The 20,075-nt window shown below is 62.6% G+C and carries 17 protein-coding genes and 1 tRNA gene; 9 read left to right on the top strand and 9 right to left on the bottom strand.

Annotation, left to right across the window (positions count from 1 at the left end):
* The first annotated feature begins 5 nt into the window (after window positions 1-5).
* Entirely contained in the window at window positions 6-665 is a 660-nt protein-coding gene (locus tag IEV82_RS06605) for an HAD family hydrolase (protein ID WP_188481171.1), read from the top strand.
* Window positions 662-1,744 carry a methyltetrahydrofolate cobalamin methyltransferase gene (locus IEV82_RS06600; protein ID WP_188481170.1) on the top strand — a complete coding sequence of 361 codons (1,083 nt, stop codon included), beginning with the start codon at window positions 662-664 and terminating at the stop codon, window positions 1,742-1,744. Before IEV82_RS06605 ends, IEV82_RS06600 begins: the two co-directional genes overlap by 4 nt.
* A 269-nt stretch (window positions 1,745-2,013) precedes the next feature.
* On the opposite strand, the gene IEV82_RS06595 is transcribed toward IEV82_RS06600, so the two are convergent.
* Genes IEV82_RS06595 through IEV82_RS06580 form a run of 4 tightly spaced genes read right to left on the bottom strand, consistent with a single transcriptional unit; the run spans window position 2,014 to window position 4,484 of the window.
* Window positions 2,014-2,838 carry an ATP-binding protein gene (locus tag IEV82_RS06595; protein ID WP_373285188.1) on the bottom strand — a complete coding sequence of 275 codons (825 nt, stop codon included), beginning with the start codon at window positions 2,836-2,838 and terminating at the stop codon, window positions 2,014-2,016.
* An 8-nt stretch (window positions 2,839-2,846) separates the two neighbouring features.
* Window positions 2,847-3,800, bottom strand: a complete 954-nt coding sequence (tatC, locus tag IEV82_RS06590; RefSeq protein ID WP_188481168.1) for a twin-arginine translocase subunit TatC — start codon at window positions 3,798-3,800, stop codon at window positions 2,847-2,849.
* 1 nt (window position 3,801) lies between these two features.
* A complete protein-coding gene (gene tatB, locus IEV82_RS06585) occupies window positions 3,802-4,254 on the bottom strand; it encodes a Sec-independent protein translocase protein TatB (RefSeq protein WP_188481167.1) in 453 nt (150 codons plus the stop codon).
* A gap of 5 nt (window positions 4,255-4,259) precedes the next feature.
* Complete coding sequence (locus IEV82_RS06580) at window positions 4,260-4,484, bottom strand: twin-arginine translocase TatA/TatE family subunit (RefSeq protein ID WP_188481166.1); 225 nt, start codon at window positions 4,482-4,484, stop codon at window positions 4,260-4,262.
* Window positions 4,485-4,668: 184 nt separating this feature from the next.
* Between IEV82_RS06580 and IEV82_RS06575 the strand changes: the two genes are divergently transcribed.
* Together IEV82_RS06575 and IEV82_RS06570 are read left to right on the top strand one after the other, a co-directional pair.
* Entirely contained in the window at window positions 4,669-5,334 is a 666-nt protein-coding gene (locus IEV82_RS06575; protein WP_188481165.1) for a helix-turn-helix transcriptional regulator, read from the top strand.
* A gap of 53 nt (window positions 5,335-5,387) precedes the next feature.
* Complete coding sequence (locus IEV82_RS06570; protein WP_188481164.1) at window positions 5,388-8,588, top strand: reductive dehalogenase; 3,201 nt, start codon at window positions 5,388-5,390, stop codon at window positions 8,586-8,588.
* Window positions 8,589-8,750: 162 nt separating this feature from the next.
* On the opposite strand, the gene IEV82_RS06565 is transcribed toward IEV82_RS06570, so the two are convergent.
* The 5 genes from IEV82_RS06565 to pdxH form a co-directional block, all read right to left on the bottom strand.
* On the bottom strand, window positions 8,751-12,425 hold the full coding sequence (locus IEV82_RS06565; RefSeq protein ID WP_188481163.1) for a vitamin B12-dependent ribonucleotide reductase: 3,675 nt from the start codon (window positions 12,423-12,425) through the stop codon (window positions 8,751-8,753).
* 514 nt (window positions 12,426-12,939) lie between these two features.
* A tRNA-Pro gene (locus IEV82_RS06560) sits at window positions 12,940-13,016 on the bottom strand.
* Window positions 13,017-13,076: 60 nt separating this feature from the next.
* Window positions 13,077-13,556 carry a DUF192 domain-containing protein gene (locus IEV82_RS06555; protein ID WP_188481162.1) on the bottom strand — a complete coding sequence of 160 codons (480 nt, stop codon included), beginning with the start codon at window positions 13,554-13,556 and terminating at the stop codon, window positions 13,077-13,079.
* On the bottom strand, window positions 13,535-14,074 hold the full coding sequence (locus IEV82_RS06550; protein ID WP_188481161.1) for a cold-shock protein: 540 nt from the start codon (window positions 14,072-14,074) through the stop codon (window positions 13,535-13,537). The genes IEV82_RS06555 and IEV82_RS06550 overlap by 22 nt, the downstream gene beginning before the upstream one ends.
* Window positions 14,075-14,167: 93 nt before the next feature.
* Window positions 14,168-14,773, bottom strand: a complete 606-nt coding sequence (pdxH, locus tag IEV82_RS06545) for a pyridoxamine 5'-phosphate oxidase (protein ID WP_188481160.1) — start codon at window positions 14,771-14,773, stop codon at window positions 14,168-14,170.
* Between the two features lie 166 nt (window positions 14,774-14,939).
* Between pdxH and fabI the strand changes: the two genes are divergently transcribed.
* The 5 genes from fabI (at window position 14,940) to IEV82_RS06520 (ending at window position 20,073) form a co-directional block, all read left to right on the top strand.
* Window positions 14,940-15,746, top strand: coding sequence for an enoyl-ACP reductase FabI (gene fabI, locus IEV82_RS06540; protein ID WP_188481159.1), 807 nt, complete (start codon window positions 14,940-14,942; stop codon window positions 15,744-15,746).
* A 3-nt stretch (window positions 15,747-15,749) separates the two neighbouring features.
* On the top strand, window positions 15,750-16,352 hold the full coding sequence (locus IEV82_RS06535; RefSeq protein WP_188481158.1) for a LysE family translocator: 603 nt from the start codon (window positions 15,750-15,752) through the stop codon (window positions 16,350-16,352).
* A 19-nt stretch (window positions 16,353-16,371) separates the two neighbouring features.
* Complete coding sequence (gpt, locus tag IEV82_RS06530; RefSeq protein ID WP_188481157.1) at window positions 16,372-16,875, top strand: xanthine phosphoribosyltransferase; 504 nt, start codon at window positions 16,372-16,374, stop codon at window positions 16,873-16,875.
* A 114-nt stretch (window positions 16,876-16,989) separates the two neighbouring features.
* Complete coding sequence (locus IEV82_RS06525) at window positions 16,990-18,186, top strand: aminotransferase (protein WP_188481156.1); 1,197 nt, start codon at window positions 16,990-16,992, stop codon at window positions 18,184-18,186.
* Window positions 18,187-18,228: 42 nt separating this feature from the next.
* On the top strand, window positions 18,229-20,073 hold the full coding sequence (locus IEV82_RS06520) for a peptidyl-prolyl cis-trans isomerase (RefSeq protein ID WP_188481155.1): 1,845 nt from the start codon (window positions 18,229-18,231) through the stop codon (window positions 20,071-20,073).
* Window positions 20,074-20,075: the final 2 nt, after the last annotated feature.

The following is a 20,075-nucleotide window of genomic DNA, read 5'->3' as shown; positions in this document are numbered from 1 at the left end:
CACACATGCCAGCCCTGCTTTTTGATCTAGACGGCACCATGCTGAACTCGGACCCGATCCACGAGGCCGTCTTTACGGAACTCTGGACCGACCGGGGCCTGCCGGTGCCCGAAGGGTTCTACATGGAGCAGGTGCATGGCCGTCTGAATGTCGATGTCTTTGCCGATTACCTGCCCAACGAGCCCGATCCGCAAGCCCTGAGCGAATGGAAAGAGGCGCAGTTTCGCGACCGCCTGCCTGCGCCCTACCCGGCCACCGCAGGCCTGCCCGACTTCATCGACGCCGCACAGGCGCAGGGCTGGCAACTGGCGGTGGTGACCAATGCCATGCGCCTCAACGCCGAGGCCATGCTGGGTGCGATCGGGCTGCGCGACCGGTTCGAGGTGATCGTGATCGGCGAGGAATGCGCCTTTGGCAAGCCGCACCCGATGCCCTACCTGACCGCGATGGCGGCACTCGGAGAGTTCCCCGAAGACTGCATCGCCTTCGAGGACAGCCCCTCGGGCATGCGCGCCGCTGCCGCCTCCGGCGCCTACAGCATCGGCATCCGCTCCGCACTGGATGACGCGAAACTGCGTGCCGCCGGTGCCGACATGACCGTCCAGGATTTCACAGACCCCGCGCTGCCAGGCATTCTGGCCCGCATTCTAGGAGTAGCCGCATGACCCGCACGATTGTCGAGTCCAAGACCAAAACCGCCATCATCGGGTTCGACCAGCCGTTCTGCGTCATCGGTGAACGGATCAACCCGACGGGCCGCAAGATCCTGAACGAGGAACTGGAACGCGGCGATTTCAGCCGGGTCGAAGCCGACGCGCTGGCACAGGTTGCAGCAGGCGCCAATATCCTCGACATCAACTCGGGTGCCGTCTTCTCGAACAAGATGGCCGAAGACCCGCGCTACGCCGACAACAACTTTGTCGAACCGACGCTGATGCGCGAACTGGTCCAGCGGGTGCAGGCCATCACCGATTGCCCGCTCTGCATCGACAGTTCGGTGCCCGGCGCCCTCGAGAACGGGTTGGCGGCTGCCGAAGGCCGTCCGCTGCTGAACTCGGTCACCGGTGAAGAAGAGCGGATGGAACTGGTTCTGCCGCTGGTCAAGAAATACAATGTGCCGGTCGTGGCCATTTCCAACGACGACACCGGCATCTCCGAGGACCCCGATGTGCGTTTTGCCGTCGCGAAAAAGATCGTCGAACGCGCTGCCGATTTCGGCATCCCGGCGCATGACATCGTGGTCGACCCGCTGGTCATGCCGATCGGTGCGATGGGCACTGCGGGGCTTCAGGTCTTTACGCTGGTCCGCCGCCTGCGCGAGGAACTGGGTGTGAACACCACCTGCGGCGCGTCGAACATCAGCTTTGGCCTGCCGAACCGTCACGGCATCAACAACGCCTTTCTGCCGATGGCGATGGCCGCCGGCATGACATCGGCGATCATGAACCCGGTCGCCCTGCCCGTTGGCCCGATCCGGATCGCCGAGAAACGCGCCGAGGTCGAAGCGGCGGGCATCGTGCTGCCCGAGGACATCGACGACGAAACCTTTTGCATCCTGTTCGGTCTGGGTTCGACCAAGCCGAAGCCCGGCAAGGAGATGGAGGCGATCCGTGCCGCCAACTTCCTCACCAACAATGACGAGGGTGGCGGTGCGTGGATCGCGTTCAACCGGCAGCCTCCGAAAGCCGGTCATGAAGGCCGGGGCCGCGACGCCCGCACCGGGGGTCGCCGCCGCCGCGCGTGATCTGACGGCTTGGAAATGACAGCGCCGCGCTCGGACAGAGCGCGGCGTTTCCGTTATCAGCGGTTGGACGGTGATGTACGGTTCCGGTCAGATTGAGGCGTCCCCGTACCCAATTCTGGCCAAGACAGCAGTCCTTCATCTTTTCTTGACGTCCGGGCCTCAGAATCTTCGTACGAAGATTCTAGAGCGTGCCCATAAAATTCTGGGGACAGCACACGCGCCGGCCAAGATCCGATCCTCAGCTTCGCCCGCCGCAACAGCCGTTGTGCCTAGATCGCAACGCCCCGGCGTCCCGCAAGATCGGTAAAGTATTGCCACGCCACCCGGCCCGACCGCGATCCGCGTGTGGCCTGCCATTCGATCGCCTCTGCGCGCAGCGTCGCATCGTCGATCTCGACCCCGTGAGCATCGCAATAGCCCCGGATCATCGCAAGGTAATCGTCCTGGTTGCACGGGTGAAAGCCCAGCCACAGCCCGAAGCGATCCGACAGCGACACTTTCTCCTCGACCGCTTCGGATGGGTTGATCCCAGACGATCTCTCGTTCTCGATCATGTCGCGCGGCATCAGGTGGCGCCGGTTTGACGTGGCATAAAACACCACGTTGTCGGGCCGCCCCTCGACGCCGCCATCCAGCACCGCCTTCAGCGATTTGTAATGCTGGTCATCATGGCTGAAGCTCAGATCGTCGCAGAACAGCAGGAATCGGTGGTCCGACGCCCGCAACAGGTTGAGCAGGCGCGCCACGCTGGGCAAATCCTCGCGCTGCAGCTCCACCAGCTTGACACGCAGCCCCTCGGCCAGCACCGCGGCATGCACTGCCTTGACGAGGCTCGACTTGCCCATTCCCCGCGCGCCCCACAAGAGCGCGTTGTTCGCAGGCAGGCCGCGTGCGAATTGCCGCGTGTTGGCCAGCAGCGTGTCGCGGCTGCGATCCACCCCGATCAGCAGGTCCACCGCCACGCGGCTGACCTTGGGCACGGGTTGCAGGTGATCGGGGTTCACATGCCAGACAAAGGCATCTGCCACATCGAAATCCGGCGCAGGTTGCGGCGCAGGCGCCAGGCGTTCCAGCGCCGCTGCAATCCGCTCCATCGGGTCGGTCACTTCTTCGCGTCCTCGTCGAATTCACGCATCAGGGGATCGTCGTCCATGCCGTCGGCAGGATCATCTTCGAACCAGAGGCCTTGCGCCCGCAGTTCCTTTTCGCGCTTCTTTTCCACGCTGCGCACAAGGATGATCGAGATCTCGTACAGCCCGTAGACCACCGTGAAGAGGATCAGTTGCGTCACCACGTCGGGCGGCGTCACAAGGGCCGCAAGTATCAGGATGGCGACCATCGCGTATTTGCGCACGGCTCCCAGACCCGCCGCCGACACCAGCCCCGCCTTGCCCATCAGCGTCAGCAGAACCGGAAGCTGGAAGCACAGGCCAAAGGCCATGATGAACACCAGCGAGGTTTGCAGGCTTTCGTTCACCTTACCAAAGAATGTGATCTGTAGCCCCTGGCTCGCAGCAGGTGCCACGGCGGTCGCCTCAACATCCACTGCACCCGACAGGGCATTCGCAAAGAGCGACGGCGCATCGGTGAAGCCCAGGAAAAACGCCATCGCCAGCGGTGTCACGACGAAATGCGCAAAACTCGCACCAAGCATGAACATCACCGGCGACGCGATGACGAACGGCAGAAAGGCGGATTTTTCGGACCGGTACAGCCCCGGCGCAATGAAGCGCCACATCTGGTGCGCGATCACCGGGAAGGCCAGCGCAAAGCCGAACACCATGCCGATGCGGAACAGAACGAACAGGTATTCCTGCGGGCTGGTGTATTGCAGCGTGGGCGACGGATCGCCAAGCGCGCGCAGCGTGTCCTCGATCGGCACAAGCAGGAAGCGCAGCACGTGTTCTGCGAGAAAATCCCCCTGCACCGGGATGAACAGCACGCAGATGCCAACCAGAAGCGCCAGCACCGACCGGATCAGCCGTGTGCGCAATTCGGCCAGATGCTCGATCAACGGCGCGCTGCTGTCCTCGATGTCTTCGTCGCGGGCACTCATTTCAGGCGTCCTTTTCCGGAGCGGCGTCCGATTTCAGCGCCGCTTCCATGTCTTCGGCCTTTTTCAGCGCCTCGTCCGCCTCGCGTTTCTTGCGGTCCGCTGCGGCGCGCGCCGCGCTGGCCTCGATCTTTTTCTTTGCCGCCTCGCGTTCGGCGGACAGCTTGCCGGTATTGCTCGCCGGATCAACATTCGTCATCGACTTGGCCGCATCCTTGACCCCGTCCATCGCGCTGCTCATCGGGTTGGTGGCCGACTTGAACGTCTTCTGCATATCCCGGACCCCGGATTCGTCGGCGGCATCGTTCATCGCCCGCGAAAACTCGCGCGCCATGCCACGGGCCTTGCCCATGAAATTGCCAACCTTTCGAAAGAGCACCGGGAGATCCTTGGGACCGACGACGATCAACGCCACGATCCCAATCACCAACAGCTCGGCAAAGCCAAGATCGAACATTGCGTTTAGACCTTGTCCTTGTCTTTCTGATCCGCGGGCGTCACGTCCTTGGCGCTCTCGGCTTTCTGCTCTTCAAGCTCGCTCTTGCCCTCGTCGACGCCCTTCTTGAAGGCGGTGATGCCCTTGCCAACTTCGCCCATCAACGCCGAAATCTTGCCACGGCCAAACAGCACCAGCACCACGACGGCGATGAGCAGAAGGCCCGGCAGACCGATATTTCCGATACCCATGAAATCTCTCCTAACCGGCAGGCGACGGCCTGCAATCAATTCCCTGCGGTTATGTAATGACTCGCGCCGCCTTCCGAAAGCACGAAAACACGCCAATTTCATGCGTTTTTGTCAAGAGCTTGTCAGTTGACAGGTTTTTGTCAGTATCACCGCAGTGCAGCAGAGCGACTCAACGGAGAATCACATGAAACGCAGCGACCGGCTTTACGCCCTGATGCAGCGTCTGAAGGACGGTCATCTGCACACCGCCGAAGCGATGGCGCAGGATCTGGGCGTGTCTGTGCGCACCATCTACCGCGACATGGACACGCTGGCGTCCTCGGGTGTGCCGGTCGAGGGCGCGCGCGGATCGGGCTACACCGCGCAGGCGATGATCACCCTGCCACCGCTGAACCTGACCCAGACCGAGCTTGAAGCGCTGCATATCGGTCTCGCCGCCGTCGGTGCCACCGATACCGAAGACCTCGCCAGCGCCGCCCGCGCCCTTGCCGACAAGATCGACGCGGTGCTGCCAGAGGACGTGGGCACCCCCGTGGGAAAGTTCGGCTTTGCCACCTACCCCTTTGCCGAAGCCGCACAGGGGTTTCGCCACATGCCCGCCTTCCGCAAGGCGATCCGCGCACGGCAGAAACTGCGCCTGCGGCTTGAACGGGACGGCAAGGTCCACACCGTGCGTCCGCTGCATCTTGATTACTGGGGTCGGATCTGGACCTGCGTGGTCTGGGACGAAACCGACGAAGGCTTCGCCACTTTCCGCATGGACCGGGTGATCGACCTCACACCGCTTCCGGGCTTGTTTGTCGACGAGGCAGGCAAGACGCTCAAGGATTTTCACGCCTTGCAGTCCTGAGCAGGAATGCGGCACTCTCTGCGAGCGCGTGCATCGCGCGATGGGAGGGCTTCATGGGACTTCGGTTCTTTTCCGACAAAAACCGGCCGGTGCATCTGGGCCCTTTCCCGCTGGAGCGCGCGGCGCGCGGCGCGATGCCGGACCCCGCGACGATCCCGCCCCATCCCGGTCTGAGCTTCGTGCGTCCCGAAGACCCGGCCTCCATCGTCAACGCGATGGCCGACTACCAGGCGATGATGGACGCGATCCGCGACGGGTTCGTGAACAAGGCCCGGTCACGCTTTACCGATGACGTAACAGAGCGCGCCAACCATCTGAAAGCGTTCGGATATTTCTCCGACGCCACGATGGTCGGAATCGGCGCCCTGCTGCCCGAGGCGCATATGGACACGCCGCGGCAGAACCCCGATATCGACCGCTTGTCCAATGATCTGAAGACCCGCCAGACCAAGACGCTCGCTTCGGGCATCGACATGATCATGGCGGATCTGAAAGAATCGATGGAGGCACCGCCCAGCACGATCGTCGGCCATCACACCGCGCTGGTGTTCCTCTACGAGATCCCGCGCGACCCGAAACCGGGCGAGACCGGAACCGAATGGATCACCGGCGCGCAAGCCCACCGCGCCTGTCTGCGGGCCACGGAAACCGCCGTTGTGATCGCCAATTACATCCGCCTTCTGGGGTGGGACGCCAAGGCGCACACTGCCACCAGCACCGATGTGGATCTCAACATCTGCACGGTCGCTGGCGGGCTGGCGGTCGCGAAGAACGGACGCTTGGTCAATCCCTGGCTGGGTGACCGGTTCGGCGTGGCCGTCGTGACCACGACGCTCGATCTGGCGCAGGACGCACCGCTGGCCAACGCGCAGCCGAAATCGCTGACCAAAGGACTGGCGTGGAAGCTGGGCACCGTTTCGGCGCGCTCCGGACTCAACCCCAACCCGTTCGACAGCCGCCGCTATGTCGATGGACCGCACCCGTTCGAAACGCTCAAGCGGGTCGACACACCGACCACCTATATCGACGAACCCAACGTGCCCCGCGTGCCCAAACGCGCCGACCTGTTCGCCCGCGCGCAGTTCGGGGACATGGGCAAGAAACTGCAGGACGGCGCGAAAGGCGGCTACTATGCGCGCAAGGCGGCACCATCCTCGGCGCAGCGTCGGATGTTGGGGGCCTTTGTGTTATTGCAAGATGGACCGCCAGAAAACGGGTCCCGTCCTGCAAATTTGCAAAACAACGCCGACGCCATCAAGGCCACCGCCTATTGGCTGGGGGTCGATGCGCTGGGGATCAGCCGTTGCCCCGACTGGACATGGTACAGCCACGACGCGCGCGGCGACCCCATCGACCCGCCGCATGACCAGGCGATCAGCATCATCATCGACCAGGGCTACGAGACGATGGACGGCGCATCTGGCGACGACTGGATCAGCGTCGCGCAATCCATGCGCGCCTATCTGCGCTTCTCGCTGCTGGGCGGCGTGCTGGCAAAGCAGATCCGCAATCTGGGCTATAGTGCAAAGGCGCATACCGTGCTGGACGGCGAGGTGCTGCAACCGCCGCTGCTGCTTCTGGCCGGTCTCGGCGAGGTCAGCCGCATCGGCGAGGTGATCCTCAACCCGTTCCTCGGACCGCGCCTCAAGTCCGGTGTCGTCACCACCGACATGCCGCTGGCTCATGACAAGCCCATCGACTTCGGTCTGCAAACCTTCTGCGAAAGCTGCAACAAATGCGCCCGCGAATGCCCGTCTGGGGCGATCACCGCCGGGCCGAAGCGGATGTTCAACGGCTACGAGATCTGGAAATCCGACAGCCAGAAATGCGCCACCTACCGCATCACAACCGAAGGCGGCGCGATGTGCGGGCGCTGCATGAAGACCTGCCCGTGGAACCTCGAAGGGCTGTTTGCCGAAAAGCCGTTCCGCAAGATTGCGATGACCCTGCCGCAGGCGGCACCGCTTCTGGCCAAGCTGGACGATGCCGCGGGCCGTGGCGGTTTGAACCCGGTCAAGAAATGGTGGTGGGATCTGGAGTTGCAGGAGAACGGCAGCTACGCGCCGACCCATCACCCGGTCAATGCGCGCGATTTGCAAAAGGGTCTGACCCTGCGCCAAGAGGACCAGACGCTGGCCGTCTATCCCGCACCGCTGGCCGCGCATCCCTATCCCTATCCTGATCCGATGGACCGCGAGGCCGGCATCGCCGCCTATGCCGCGATGGTCAGCGCGGAAGAGCACAAGGCGCGGCTGGCGCGCGGCGACACGTCCCATCTGCACCGCCCAAGGGATGCCACCGAAAGCCCGGTTGTGCCTGTGGTGGTCAGCAAGGTCGAAAAGATGTCGCCCTCGGTCACCAAGTACGAGTTCCGCCATGTCGATGGGCATGACCTGCCGGAATGGAGCGCGGGCGGCCATCTTGATCTGGTGGTGGCCCCCGAATTCCTGCGGCAATATTCGATGTCGGGCAACCCGGCGGACCGGTCGGTCTACCAGATCGGCGTGCTGCGCGAGGACACGGGGCGTGGTGGATCGGCGCTGTTGCACCGCATCTTTGCCGAAGGGCGGCGGGTGTTCGTTTCCAAACCCATCAACCATTTCCCACTGGTCGAGGATGCGAGTTTCACATGGCTGATGGGCGGCGGCATCGGGGTCACTCCGATGATCGCCATGGCGCACAGGTTGCATGCCTTGGGGCGGCCCTTTGCGCTGCACTATTCGCTGAAAACCCGTGCCGAGGCCGGGTATCTGGACGATCTGGCCAAAATGCCATGGGCCGACAAGGTGCAGCTCCATGTCAGCGACGAAGGCACCCGCGCCGATCTTGATGCGCTGTTGCCGGATTACCAGCAGGGCCAGCACATCTATACCTGTGGGCCAGATATTTACATGAAGTCCGTCATGGAAGCCGCTGAACGCAAAGGCTTTCCGGACGACGCGAAACATCTGGAATATTTCGCCGTGCCCGAGGTGCCGGAGTATGAAAACCACGCTTTCACACTGAACCTGACCGACGGGCGCAGCTTTGCCGTTCCCGCCGACAAGACTGCGACGGATGTGCTGACTGCAAACGGGGTCACCGTGGATGTGAAATGTTCCGACGGGATCTGCGGTGTCTGCAAGGCGCGGATCGTCAGCGGCGCGGTGGAGCACCGCGATTTCGTGCTGTCGAACGCGCAGCGCAAGGACCAGATCATCCTGTGCCAGTCCCGAGCGGCAGAACCCGATGGCGAGATCACGATCGAGCTGTAACCCCTTGAAATCCATACAGAGCAGACAAAAAAGTGGGGGCCATTTGGGCCCCCGCTCAGTTTCGCTCGTCAAGCTCTCAAGTTGTACACCGCTCTGAATAATCTTGCCTGCGGCCCGACGCGCGTCAGAGGCGGGCGCACCCGCCTCGTGACTGGTTGGGGCTCAGCTGCACCCGCTTGTCGCACCGCAGGTGTTGCACTTCATGCAGGTGCCGTTGCGCACCAGCGTGTAGTTGCCGCAATCGCCGCAGGCTTCGCCTTCATAACCCTGCATCTTGGCCCGTGTCACCGCTGCCATGGCCGGGGCCGAGGTGCTGGTGGTGGACGCTGACGCCACTGCGGTTGCAAACCCGCCGGTTTGCGGCACAAAAGTGTTGAGTGTCGCCACGGCGTCAATCCCGCCGGCAAAGGCGACAGCCCCGTTCTGACCGCCCTGAAGCACGATCAGTTCCTGCGGCAGACGCTTGCGCAGATAACCCGTGGAGCTGATCTGCTTGAGCACTTCGAGCGAGCGGGACGCAGCGGTGTCCGACAGTTCGCGGACATTCGACACGCCCTCTTCCTCGCCACGGCCCAGATCGTCGAAGCTTGCGCCTTCGGGCTTCACATGGGCCAGATCGGTCCGGTCAAGATAGGACACGGCCAGTTCGCGGAAGATGTAGTCGAGGATCGAGGTCGCGTTCTTGATGCTGTCATTGCCCTGCACCATGCCCGCCGGTTCGAACTTGGTGAAGGTGAAGGCATCGACGAATTCCTCGAGCGGCACACCGTATTGAAGACCAACCGACACCGCGATGGCGAAGTTGTTCATCATGGCGCGGAAGCCCGCACCTTCCTTGTGCATGTCGATGAAGATCTCGCCAAGGCTGCCATCCTGGTATTCGCCCGTGCGCAGGTAAACCTTGTGGCCACCGACAACCGCCTTCTGGGTATAGCCCTTGCGGCGCTCGGGCATCTTTTCGCGGTGCGACTTCTGGATTTCCTTGATGATGATCTTCTCGACGATCTTCTCGGCCAGCACTTGCGCCTTTTCGGGCATGGATCCGGATTCGAGGATCTCTGCGGCTTCCTCGTCATCCTCGACCAGCGCGGCCGCGAGCGGCTGCGACAGCTTGGAGCCGTCCCGGTACAGCGCGTTGGCCTTGGTGCCGAGCGACCAGCTCAGCTCATACGCCTTCTGGCAATCCTCGATGGTGGCATCGTTGGGCATGTTGATCGTCTTGGAGATCGCGCCCGAGATGAAGGATTGCGCCGCCGCCATCATGGTGATGTGCGACTGCACCGACAGGAAGCGCTTGCCCTTCTTGCCGCAGGGGTTGGCGCAATCGAAGATCGGGTAGTGTTCGACCTTCAGGTAAGGCGCACCCTCGAGCGTCATCGTTCCGCAGACATGGTCGTTCGCCGCGTCGATTTCGGCCTTGGTGTAGCCGAGGTGGCGCAGCAGGTCGAAGGTCGGGTCGTTGAGTTTTTCCGTCGGGATGCCCAGCACTTCGCGGCAGAACTCTTCGCCCAGCGTCCACTGGTTGAACACGAACCGGATGTCGAAGGCTGCGGCCAGCGACTTGTCCACCTTCTGAAGCTGCGCCGGGCCAAAGCCGTGACCGGCGAGCGAGGTGTGGTTGATGCCGGGCGCGTTGCCGATGGTGCCGTGGCCGACAGCGTAGGACACGATCTCTTCGATCTGCGCGCTACCATACCCGAGCTTTTCAAGCGCTGCCGGCACCGACTGGTTGATGATCTTGAAGTAGCCACCACCGGCCAGTTTCTTGAACTTCACCAGAGCGAAGTCCGGCTCGATGCCCGTGGTGTCGCAATCCATGACCAGACCGATGGTGCCCGTGGGGGCGATCACGGTGGCCTGCGCGTTGCGGTAGCCGTGTTTCTGGCCAAGGCGCAGCGCCTCGTCCCAGCTTGCCTGTGCCAGATCGACCAGCTTGCGGTCGGGGCAGTTTGCGTGATCGAGGGGCACCGGCTTGACCGACAGCGCCTCGTAGCCATCGGTTGCGCCGTAAGCGGCGTTGCGGTGGTTGCGGATGACGCGCAGCATGTGATCGGCGTTCTTCTTGTAGCCGGGGAACGGGCCCAGCTCTCCGGCGATCTCGGCCGAGGTGGCGTAGGACACGCCGGTCATCAGCGCGGTCAGCGCACCGCACAGCGCGCGGCCCTCGTCGCTGTCATAGGAGAAGCCGAGGTTCATCAGCAGGCCGCCGATATTGGCATAGCCCAGACCGAGCGTGCGGAAGTCATAAGAGCGCTGCGCGATTTCCTTGGACGGGAACTGCGCCATCATCACCGAGATTTCCAGCGTCAGCGTCCAGAGGCGGGTAGCATGCATGTAGTCATCCGACTGGAACGCGCCATCCTTGAGGAAGGTCAGCAGGTTCATCGACGCGAGGTTACAGGCCGTGTCGTCAAGGAACATGTATTCCGAGCACGGGTTCGAACCGCGAATCTCGCCATCCGCCGGGCAGGTGTGCCATTCGTTGACGGTGTCGTGGAACTGGATGCCCGGATCGGCACAGGCCCAGGCCGCGTGGCCCACGTCTTCCCAGAGGTCGCGCGCCTTGATCGTCTTGGCGACCGCGCCGTCCGTGCGGCGGATCAGCTCCCAATCGGCATCTTCACGCACCGCCTTGAGGAAGGCGTTCGTCACGCGGATCGAGTTGTTCGAGTTCTGGCCCGACACCGACGCGTAGGCTTCGCTGTCCCAATCGGTGTCATAGGTCGGGAATTCGATGCTGGTGTATCCCTGGCGCGCGTAATCCAACACGCGTTTGACATAGGTCTCGGGGATCATCATCTTCTTGGCTGCGCGAATTGCATCCTTCAAGCCATTGTTTTTCTTGGGATCATAGGCGTCTTCTTCCAGCCCGTCCCAGCTTGCAATGGCTGCGAAGATCGCATTGAGCATCTTCTCGTGCATCTTCGATCCAGCGACGATGCTCGCGACCTTCTGCTCTTCCTTGACCTTCCAGTTGATGAATTCCTCGATATCGGGGTGGTCGGCATCGCAGATCACCATCTTGGCCGCGCGGCGCGTTGTGCCGCCCGACTTGATCGCGCCCGCCGCGCGGTCACCGATCTTGAGAAAGCCCATCAGGCCCGAAGACTTGCCACCACCCGACAGCGGCTCATTCGCTGCGCGCAGCGAGCTGAAATTGGTGCCGGTGCCGGAGCCGTACTTGAACAGGCGCGCCTCGCGCACCCAGAGATCCATGATGCCGCCTTCGCCGACCAGATCATCTGCCACCGACTGGATGAAGCACGCATGGGGCTGCGGGTGCTCATAGGCCGAGGTGGATTTGGTCAACTCGCCCGACTTGTAGTCGACGTAGTAGTGACCCTGGCTCGGGCCGTCGATTCCATAAGCCCAGTGCAGGCCGGTGTTGAACCACTGCGGGCTGTTCGGTGCGGCCTTCTGCGTGGCCAGCATGAAGCGCATCTCGTCGAAATAGGCCTGCGCGTCTTCTTCGGTGGTGAAGTAGCCACCCTTCCAGCCCCAATAGGCCCAGGCGCCGGCCAGACGGTCGAACACCTGCTTGGAGGACATTTCGCCGGTGCGCGGCGTGTCCGCGCTTTCGGGAACCGAACGCCACAGGAAGCTGGGCACGCCCTTTTCCTTGACCTTCTTCACAGAGACCGGAACGCCCGCCTTGCGGAAATATTTCTGTGCAATGACGTCGCTTGCCACCTGGCTCCAGCTGGACGGAACTTCGACATCGTCGAGCTTGAAAACCACGGACCCGTCAGGATTCCGAATTTCGGACGTGGTCGACACGAATTCGACCCCTGCATATGCACCCTGGCCAGATTTGGTAAATTTTCTTTCGATTTTCATCGCACCGGTCTCTTTTTTTCTGTGTGTACCCCATGGCCCTACCGAGGCCGCGACAGGCACGAGTTTTCCGGTCCCGCGCGCATGGCGTGCAGGTAAAGCGCCTCAAAAGCCTTGTCCGGTAGTCTCGTCCCTGTTGTCAGCCCAACCACTATATGTTGTGGTTTATCGAACCGACCCGCACAAATTGGCGGATAAACGCCGGACTCGTCAACACGTATTTTCGCTTTTTCGTAATAGATTTTGGGTTGACCGCCGCCAAGGATACTACTGGTGGTGATTCAACTGTGCATCACCCGTGTATAGACCTGTGGATAAGCCAGCGTCCGAAAAGCCAACGCTGCCAGAAAGTTATCCACAGGCTTTGAGAGGCTGCTTCAACCGGTCTGGAAAGCGGCGCGGCGAATCTGCAACACGGGGTTCTGTGGCAGAGATCCCACGACCAAGATGAACTGCGCCAAAAACGGCACACCGCCCGCCGGCGGCCTGTCATCTGTCGATGAGAATACTGGTGAGATGGTCGGGACGGCAAGATTCGAACTTGCGACCTACGGTACCCAAAACCGTCGCGCTACCAGGCTGCGCTACGCCCCGACTGAGGGGTCGTTTATCGACGCCCACCCGATTTGGAAAGCGGTTTTTTCCGCGACAGGCTCAGGAGCCACAAGCCCAGCTTGCCGTCTCGTCGGCAATCGCCGGATGGCGCATTTCCGTGCCCACGTCGATGCCCAGCCGGTCCGCCATGCCGCCATTGATCTCGAGCACGAACTGGATGTTCGACCCTCCGGGAATGCTTGTCGTATCGCCGGGAATGGCGTTGTCATGCACGCGCTGCACCACGCCGTTGGAATCGGCAAAGATCATGTCCAGGGGGATCAGGGTGTTCTGCATCCAGAACGACACGGTCTGCTCGTATTCGTAGACAAAGAGCATGCCGGTCATCGTCGGCATGTCTTCCACGAACATCAGGCCACGACTGCGCAATTCAGGCGTGTCGGCCACGTCGACGGCGAAGCGGGCATTGCCCCAGTCGCCGCGCAGAAATATGACATCGTCGCGGCAAGGTGCGTCAGCGGCAAAGACCGGCGACGCGCCAAGCGCAACGACAAGACTTAGGACAGACCACTTTCCCACGGAAGCACCTCGACGGCCATGCGCCCACGGCTGCTCTCGATCGAACGCAGCGCAAGCGCTTCGCCGGGCAGCAAATCCGAAAGCCCGGAACGGCGCAAGACCTCCACATGGATAAAGATATCCTCGGAGCGGCCAAAGACATTGGCAAAGCCAAACCCCTTGGACTTGTCGAACCATTTGACCCGCGCCGGTTCCAGCTCGGCTGCCGCGATATCCTCGGCTGACACTCCGCTGAAGTCTTCCAGCGGGGCGACCCCGGATTGCACCGGCGGCGTGATGCTCAGGACTTCGACCGCCTGCAGGCCACGGGTGGTGGTCTGAACAAGCACCTCGATCCGCGCCCCGTCCGCGACGGACCCCTGTCCATAGTTACGAAGTACATTTGCGTGCAGCAGGATATCGGGCCCACCCTCGTCAGAGACCAGAAAACCGAAACCTTTGGCTGGGTCAAACCACTTCACATGACCAGCGATGCGCGAGTCAGGCTGTTGTGACTGTTCCACGATTTTTTCCAACATCAAATTCCCACCGCATTTTGCGGTGCCCCAACCACAGTTGCAAGTATAAGAAAAAAGTAGGAATTTCACCCTGCATTTCACGTGACGTGAATGTCACGGATTTAAGCGGTTGATATCCCATTCAATTTTCCCGTCTCCCTTCACCCACCTGAACCGATCATGCAACCGGAACGCGCCATCGGCCCAGAACTCGATCTCGGTCGGATGGATCCGAAATCCTCCCCAAAACGCAGGGCGCGGAGGATTGGTTCCAAGCTTGGGAGTAAGTTTTGCAACTTCGGTCATCAGCTCGGTCCGGGACCCGAGCGGTTGCGACTGTTTTGACGCCCAGGCGCCAAGACGGCTCTTGAGCGACCGGGACGCGTAGTAGGCATCCGCCTTCTCGCCCTCTTCGCGGGTTACGGTGCCCCGGACGCGCAACTGGCGGTGCAGTGATTTCCAATGCATCACGAACGCCGCCTTGCCGGCAGCTTCGATCTCCTGCCCCTTGCGGCTCTCGTAGTTGGTATAGAAGACAAAGGCGTCTGCCTCGATCTCCTTGAGCAGCACCATGCGCACATTGGGCATGCCAGATGCATCCACCGTCGACAGCGCAATGGCGTTCGGGTCGTTGATTTCCGTTGCTTCGGCTTCGGCGAGCCAGCGGCGCGCGATCTCGAACGGATCGTCTCCCGCAAAAATTCCCGTGCGATCACTCATCGTAACCTCCAACTGAAAAGCGCGCCCTAGCGGAATGCGCGGGGGATTGTCCACCGTGACCTTGTGTCACAAAATGTGCATATGCGCACAGAGCATTCACAGCCTTGCCGCGCAAGCCCGGTTCGCCTAAACGTCTCGCACACCGAACAGCAAAGGGCGCGGCTCCATGAAAAGCGAAATTATGGCTGGAAAGCGCGGGCTTATCATGGGCCTTGCCAACGACAAATCAATCGCCTGGGGGATCGCGCGGGCGCTGGCTGATGCAGGCGCACAGCTTGCCTTCTCGTACCAGGGCGACGCACTCAAGAAACGCGTTGATCCACTGGCGGCGCAACTGGGGTCCGACATCGTGCTGCCCTGCGATGTCGCCGACAGCGCGTCGATCGATTCCCTGTTCGAGAGTCTCAAGACCCGCTGGGACAGCCTTGATTTCGTGGTGCATGCCATCGGCTTTTCCGACAAGTCCGAACTGCGTGGCCGCTATGTCGACACCAGCCGCGACAATTTCATGATGACCATGGACATCTCGGTCTATTCCTTCACTGCGGTGATGCAGCGCGCGGAAAAGATGATGACCAATGGCGGTGCCGCGCTCACCATGACCTATTACGGTGCTGAACGGATCATGCCGCATTATAACGTGATGGGCGTTGCCAAGGCGGCGCTGGAATCCTCGGTCCGCTACCTGGCCGAAGATCTTGGCAAGGACGGCATCCGCGTCAACGCGATCTCGGCCGGTCCGATCAAGACATTAGCCGCCTCGGGCATCGGCGATTTCCGCTACATCATGAAGTGGAACGAATACAACTCGCCGCTGCGCCGCAACGTGACCATCGACGATGTGGGCAAATCCGCGCTCTACCTTCTGTCCGATCTCGGCTCGGGCGTGACCGGTGAGACCCACCATGTCGATGCGGGCTATCACGTCGTCGGCATGAAGGCGGTCGATGCGCCGGACATGAGCAAAGAGTAACGGATGACCACGGCCCAGCTCATCGCGTTCAACCTGACGCTGCTGGCCGCGATGGCCGCCCCCGGCCCGGCGCTGCTCTATGCGCTGCGTCAATCTGTGGCCGGCGGGTTTCGCGCGGGTGTCGCGACGGGCGCGGGGCTTGGCCTGATGGCAGCCCTCTGGACCGGCGCGGCGCTTGTGGGTCTCAACGCCGTGTTCGCGCTGGTCCCCTGGGCCTATCTGGTGCTCAAGACCGCAGGCGCGATCTACCTCCTCTGGATCGCCTTCCAACTGTGGCGCAACGCCCGCGATCCTGTCTCGGACAGCGCGCGCCCCGGTGCGCGGGCCTTTTTCGGCGGGCTTCTGGTCAACCTCGCCAATCCCAAATCAGTGCTTTTCGCCGGTGCGGTTCTGGTGGTGATCTTCCCGCCTGACCTGAGCCTGGGTGCCAAAGCGCTGATCGTTGCCAATCATTTCGTTGTCGAACTCATCGTCTACACCCTCTTCGCCGCCTTCCTCTCCAGCGCACCCGCCCGCGCCGGATACCTGCGGCTGAAACCCGTCATCGACCGCACCGCCGCCGCCATTCTCGGCGCGCTCGGCCTGCGCCTGCTGTTCGGCCGCTGAGCCCAAAAGGAGCCATCCCATGACCGACCGCCTGCCCCACGAAAAAGGATTCCACGTCAGCTGGGACCAGTTGCACCGCGACGCCCGAGCGCTTGCCTGGCGGCTGCAGGGCGAAGGCCCGGATGAAGGCGGATGGCGCGCCGTGGTTGCCATCACCCGTGGCGGCATGGCCCCGGCCATGATCGTCGCCCGCGAGTTGGACATCCGCATGGTCGATACGATCAGCGTCAAAAGCTACAACCATCAGACCCAGACCGAGCCCAAGGTGATCAAGTCGCCCGACATGGACGTGGTGGGCGATGGCACCGGAATCCTGGTGGTCGATGACCTCGTGGACACCGGCAAAACGCTCGAAGTGGTGCGCAGGCACATGCCCAAGGCACATATCGCCACCGTCTATGCCAAGCCGAAGGGTCGCCCGCAGGTCGACACCTTCATCACCGAAGTGAGCCAGGACACGTGGATCTTCTTTCCCTGGGACATGGCGCTGCAATATGTGGAACCCTATCGCGGCAAGGACTGACGGCCTGATCTTCTTTGGTTTCCAAATACCTCGGGGTGAGGCCGAAGGCCGAGGGGCAGAGCCCCTGAATACAGACAAACAGCGCGCCGCAGGCGCCCAATCGGATCAGCTGCCATGACCTCACGCACCCAGACCACCTTTGCTCCCCCGGTGATGGAAGCCCGCCGCTGGCTTGGCGGGGTGACCTTTCCCGACAACCAGCCGCTGATCAATGTGAGCCAGGCCGCCCCGGTGGAGCCGCCTCCCGCGCCCCTGCGTGCCGCGATGGCCGAGGCGCTGGAGTTGCCCGAGACCCATCTCTACGGCCCGGTGCTGGGCCTGCCCGCCCTGCGCGCCGAACTTGCCGCGCAATGGTCCGCGCATTACCACGGCAGCGTGACCGCTGATCAGGTCGCGATCACCTCGGGCTGCAATCAGGCCTTTGCCGCCACCATCGCCGCGCTCTGCACCGAAGGGGATGAGGTTATCCTGCCAACCCCATGGTACTTCAATCATAAAATGTGGCTCGACATGTCCGGCGTCAGTGCCGTGGCGCTGCCCACCGGGTCGGATCTCATTCCCGAGGCCAGTGCCGCCCGCGCGCACATCACGCCCAAGACCCGCGCGATTGCACTGGTCACACCGAACAACCCCGGCGGCGTCGAATACCCCGCCGAAACGCTCCGGGCGTTCTTCGCTCTTGCCCGCGAGACCGGGCTCAAACTCATCGTCGACGAGACCTATCGCGATTTCGACAGCCGCCCCAACCCGCCGCACGATCTGCTGTCCGACGCTGAATGGGACGACACGCTGATCCAGCTTTACTCGTTTTCCAAGGCCTACCGCCTCACAGGCCACCGCGTCGGCGCGGTGCTTGCGCATCCAGCACTTCTGGCCGAGATCGAGAAATTCCTCGACACCGTCGCCATCTGCCCCTCGCAACTGGGCCAGCGCGCGGCCCTCTGGGGATTGCAGAACCTCGGCGACTGGCTGGCCGGGGAACGCCACGAGATCCTCGACAGGCGTGCAGCCATCCAAGACCACATGCCGCTCATCGAAGCCAAGGGCTGGCGGCTCATGGGCTGTGGCGCCTATTTCGCCTATCTTGAACATCCCTTCGCCGAAAGCAGCGCCACGCTGGCCCCGAAACTGGTGCAGGAGGCGGGTATCCTCGCCCTGCCCGGCACCATGTTCACGCCCGCTTCGGACCCGTCCGGCGCACGTCAGTTCCGTGTCGCCTTTGCCAATGTCGACCGAACCGGGATCGAGGCGCTGTTCAGCCGTCTGGCCAGCCTCGACTGGCCCCTTGCGACCCCTGTCCCCGCCGCGTAGACACGTCGCACGAAAACACAACCAAGCAAGGGGCGCACCCGCATGGCCATGGGCAAAGGCAAGCTGTCAAAGACCTTCATCTGGATTCTGCTGGGGCTTCTCATCATTGGCCTCGCAGGCTTTGGCGCGACCAGTCTGACCGGCACCGCGCGCAGCGTGGCGACAGTGGGCGAAAAGGAGGTCTCGACCGAGGCCTACCTGCGCAACCTGCGCACCGAGATCAACGCATTTGCCGCACAGGCAGGACGCGCCGTGCCGATGTCCGAGGCGCAGTTGCTGGGGCTTGACCGGCAGGTGCTGGCCCAGTTGATCACCGCCCGCGGTCTGGATCACGAAGCGGCGCGCATCGGCATTTCGGTCGGCGACGAAGTGGTCGCGGAACAGCTGTTGCAGGTGCCGTCCTTCCAGAGCGCCGATGGCAGCTTCAACCGCGAGGCCTACAGCTTTGCCCTGCGCAACCAGGGCCTGTCCGAATCCGAATTCGAGGAACAGCTGCGCGACGACACCGCGCGCACCATCCTGCAAAGCGCGCTGATCGCCGGCAACACCCTGCCCGACACCTATATCGACACGCTGCTGTCCTATACCGGCGAAACCCGCGATTTCACCTGGGCGCGGCTGACCGGATCGAACCTGCAAACCGGCCTGCCGGAGCCATCCGAGGCGGATCTGGAAGCCTATTACGAAGACAATATCGACCGCTACACCCTGCCCGAACAGCGCGACATCACCTATGCATGGATCACGCCCGAGATGATCGTGGACACGGTCGAGGTGGATGACGCCACGCTGCGCGCCTCCTACGAGGAACGGTTCGACGAGTTCAACCTGCCCGAGCGTCGGCTGGTCGAACGTCTTGTCTTCAACAGCGAAGACGCCGCCGCCGAGGCGCTGGCTCGTCTGGGCGATGACTTCAGCTTCGAGGACTTGGTTGCAGAGCGCGGTCTGACCCTGCCGGACGTTGACATGGGCGATGTCACCCGCGATGACGTGGGCGCCGCCGCTGAGGGTGTCTTTGCCGCAGGCACCGGCGACACTGTCGGCCCGCTGCCCTCGAACCTCGGACCGGCGCTCTACCGCGTCAACGCGGTGCTGGACGCGCAGACCACGTCTTTTGAGGACGCGCGCCCCGACCTGCGCGGCGAACTGGCACTCGACCGTGCCCGTCGGGTGATCGAAACGCTGGCGCAAACGATCGACGATGAACTGGCCGCAGGGGCCACTCTCGAAGAGATCGCAAACTCCACCGAGGCGCAGCTGGGCCAGATCGACTGGTTCCCCGGTGCCGACGGCGAGATCGCCGCCTATGACGCCTTCCGCGAAGCCGCAGGAATGCTGAACGAAGGCGACTTCCCCGAAGTGATGCAGCTTGGCGATGGCGGTGTGTTTGCCATGCGCCTCAACCGCATCCAGCCCCCCGCGCCACAGCCCATTGAAGACGTGATCGACCGCGTCCGTCAGGGCTGGGACACCCGCGAACAGACCGCGCAGCTCATGGCACAGGCCGAAGATCTCGCCGCATCGCTCGCGGGCGGCGCCAGCTTCGAGGACCTGTCCCTGTCCCCGCGCACCGAAACCGGACTTGGCCGCAACGCCCAGATCGCCGAGCTTGGCCCCGACCTGCTGACGGCGGTGTTCGAAATGGGCGTCGGAGACACCCGTGCCGTGGCCGGAACCGGGACCGTGATCCTGCTGCGCCTTGACGGCATCACGGCGGTGGACCGCAGCGATGGCGATATCGAGATGCTGGCCGAGGCCCTGCGCAATCAGGCCGCCAACAGCGTCGCCGAAGACCTGTTCCGCGCCTTTGCAAGCGACGTGCAACGCCGCGCCGGGGTCGACATCAACCAACCCGCGATCAACGCGGTTCATGCGCTGATCCAGTAACG

The sequence above is a fragment of the Marivita lacus genome (assembly GCF_014637725.1).
Classification (GTDB): Bacteria; Pseudomonadota; Alphaproteobacteria; order Rhodobacterales; family Rhodobacteraceae; genus Marivita; species Marivita lacus.
The sequence above is the reverse complement of the archived record's forward strand: the minus strand, read 5'-3'. Positions and strand labels throughout refer to the sequence as shown.